The organism is Streptomyces sparsus (genome assembly GCF_054776295.1).
Genome location: NZ_BAAHCA010000635.1, coordinates 1 through 2,892, shown reverse-complemented (window position 1 = coordinate 2,892; position 2,892 = coordinate 1). Strand labels below are relative to the sequence as shown.

Here is a 2,892-nt window from a genome sequence, read left to right as displayed (position 1 = left end):
CGGACCGGCCGGCGGGCGGGACGGCGGGCGACGGGCCCGGGAGAGGCGATCCGGCCCGGAACGCAAAAGCCTGCCCGGTGCGACGGGGGATGCACACCGGGCAGACAACAACCTTTTTACCGCATCGACCAACGGTTACGCATCACAAGTCGGCGACTTCCTGCCGGAACACCGGGTCAGCGATGACTTCAAGCCACCGCGGAACCGCCTCCTGCCGCCGCAGGGACGGTTCCGCAGGGCGGCGCCGGGCCGGCCTGTCGCCCGGCGCCGCCCTTGTCGTAGGCGGCCCAGACCCCCGTCCGGGGCCACCTCGTCGAAGGACCGGAACGCCTCAGTCGCCGTCCCGGTCACCGTCTCCGCCCGATTCGGGGGGATCCGGGGGGAGATTCATCTGCGCCCTGAACTGGCCGATGATCGTGGTCAGGCTGTCCTGTATCTCGGGTGGCAGCCCGACCGACCGCAGGGCGATGGTGCGCACCCGCTGATCCCGCATGGCGGCGAGGAAGTGCACCTCCTCCTCGACCCGTTCGGCCTGCTCCGGCGACAGGTCGCCGAGCAGGTAGCCGGCGGGCACCCCGAAGAACCGGGCCAGCGCCCGCAGCACGTCCGGGCTGGGGTTGGCGCGCTTGCCGTTCCGCAGCATCGACAGGTACTGCTCGGTGACGCTCACCCCGCCGAACTCCTCACGCCGGCGCCCGATTTCCTCCGCCACCCGGGCGTTCGTCCAGGGCGCCCCCTGCGGGTGCATGTGCGCGAACAGGTGGTTGAGCCGGTCCGCGAGCGTGTCGCCCGTGTGGTCTCCGGGCCCCTTGCCGCCGGCCATGCGCACCGCCTCCTCCCCCGAGACGTCGCCGCAGCCGGCACGCCCACTCACGGCCGGTTAAGGCCGAGCACTTCGGAGCCTGCATGGTGCCACGGGAGGGACGCAGCGCACCAGAGCAATCCCGGACAGTGACTCCGGGCGGTGGTTAACCGCCAGTTGACGCCGGGTCGGTTGCCGCCGCGAAGTCGACGGAACCGTCAGTCCGGGAGCGGACTCCGGACCGGGGCGGCGTCCGGCCCCCCGGACGGCGTCCGTTCTCCGGGCCGGGACGGACGACCCGCCGGAGTGCGCTCCGGAGCGTGATGACCGAACGGCCCGCGCGGATGACCGTGACGGGCCCGCGCGGATGACCGTGACGGGCCGCGCGGCGGACACGGATGTGCGCAGGGGGTGGGCACGGGTGTGCGCAGGGGGTGGCCGTCACGTTCTCGCGCGCGGCGCTCAGTCCACCGGCGGCACGGCCTCGCGGACACCCAGTTGCAGGTGCTCGACGTGGTAGACCGCCTCGTCGAGCAACTGGGCCACGTGGCTGTCGTGCAGGCTGTAGACGATCCGGCGCCCCTGCCGGGACCCCCTCACCAGGCTCAACGCCCGCAGCAGGCGCAACTGGTGGGAGACGGCCGACTGCTCCATGCCGACGGCGTCGGCGAGTTCGGTGACCGGCAGCGGGCCCTCCCGCAGTCGGGCCAGGATCAGCAGCCGGGACGGGGTGGCGAGGGCCTGGAGCGTGGCGGCGACCGTGGCCGCGCTCTCCGCGTCCAGCCTGGCGGCTGGACTGCCGTGCCCGTCGACTCCGTGTCCCATGGCGGAAATGGTACGGTCCCGAACATTACATGAATGACTCTTCACGTGTTCAGTCATTCAGCGGTCGGCGTGCTCCCCGGCGCCGAGACCACCACTCCGCCGTCCACCTCGTCCCCTCGGAGACCCGCATGACGTCCGCAGCCACCCGGTCACCGGACCGCGTCCCGGACCGCCCGGCATCCGGGACCGCACCGCGCCCGACCCTGCTGAGACTGCCCGAGGCCCGATGGGCGGCCCTGGCAGCCGCCGCCTTCCTGGTCGGTGTGGGGCTGCACTTCGGCGGCGCGCCCGGCTGGACCGCCTGGATCGCCTGGACCGTGTGCATCGCCGCCGGCGGCTGGGACCCGGCCCGCTCCGGCCTGGCGGCCCTCAGGGAACGCACCCTGGACGTGGATCTGCTGATGGTGGTGGCCGCCCTGGCGGCCGCGGCGATCGGCCAGCCCCTGGAGGGCGCACTGCTGATCGTCATCTTCGCGACCTCCGGCGCCCTGGAGGCGTTCGCCACCCAGCGGACCGAGGACTCGGTGCGCAGCCTGCTGGAACTTGCCCCGCAACAGGCCAGCCGCCTGGGCCCGGACGGCACGGAGCAGGTGGTACCGGCCGCGGAACTCGCCGTCGCGGACGTGATCGTGGTGCGGCCGGGCGAGCGGGTCGGCGCCGACGGCGTGGTGGTGGCCGGGTCGAGCGACGTGGACCAGGCGTCCGTGACCGGCGAGGGCATGCCGGCCCCCCGCGCCCCGGGCGACGAGGTGTTCGCCGGCACGCTCAACGGCAGCGGCATGCTGCGGGTCCGTGTCGAGCGGCCCGCCCACGCGTCGGTGATCGCGCAGATCGTCGCCACGGTCGAGGAGGCGAGCGCCACGAAGGCGCCCAGGCAGCTCTTCGTCGAACGGATCGAGCAGCGCTACGCCGTCGCCATGGTGGCCGCGACGCTCGCCGTCTTCGGCGTGCCCATGCTGCTCGGCGCCGAGCTCGAGTCCGCGCTGCTGCGGGCGATGACCTTCATGGTCGTCGCCTCACCGTGCGCGGTGGTACTGGCGACCATGCCGCCGCTGCTGGCGGCCGTGGCGACCGCCGGGCGGCACGGCGTCCTGGTCAAGTCGGCGGCCGTACTGGAGCGGCTGGGCTCGGTGGAGCAGGTCGTCCTGGACAAGACCGGCACCCTGACCCGCGGTCGGCCGCGGCTCGCGGAGGTGCGCACGCTCGGCACGCTCACGGAGGCGGAACTGCTGCGCCTGGCGGCCGGTGCCGAGCGCGGCAGCGAG

The 2,892-nt window shown here is 73.6% G+C and carries 3 protein-coding genes; 1 reads left to right on the top strand and 2 read right to left on the bottom strand.

Annotated features, from left to right (window positions below; translation table 11 throughout):
* Window positions 1-331 precede the first annotated feature (331 nt).
* Both ACYVE9_RS21395 and ACYVE9_RS21390 read right to left on the bottom strand, forming a co-directional pair.
* Window positions 332-823, bottom strand: a complete 492-nt coding sequence (locus ACYVE9_RS21395) for a helix-turn-helix domain-containing protein (protein ID WP_461029513.1) — start codon at window positions 821-823, stop codon at window positions 332-334.
* A gap of 441 nt (window positions 824-1,264) precedes the next feature.
* A complete protein-coding gene (locus ACYVE9_RS21390) occupies window positions 1,265-1,627 on the bottom strand; it encodes an ArsR/SmtB family transcription factor (protein WP_461029512.1) in 363 nt (120 codons plus the stop codon).
* A gap of 128 nt (window positions 1,628-1,755) precedes the next feature.
* On the opposite strand from ACYVE9_RS21390, the gene ACYVE9_RS21385 reads away from it, so the two are divergent.
* Window positions 1,756-2,892: HAD-IC family P-type ATPase (locus ACYVE9_RS21385; protein ID WP_461029511.1), on the top strand; the 1,137-nt coding region annotated here is incomplete at its 3' end.

Bases quoted from the DNA above. Each gene is read 5' to 3' on its own strand.
- ACYVE9_RS21395 (WP_461029513.1), bottom strand. From the start codon at position 823: ATGGCCGGCGGCAAGGGGCCCGGAGACCACACGGGCGACACGCTCGCG.
- ACYVE9_RS21390 (WP_461029512.1), bottom strand. From the start codon at position 1,627: ATGGGACACGGAGTCGACGGGCACGGCAGTCCAGCCGCCAGGCTGGAC.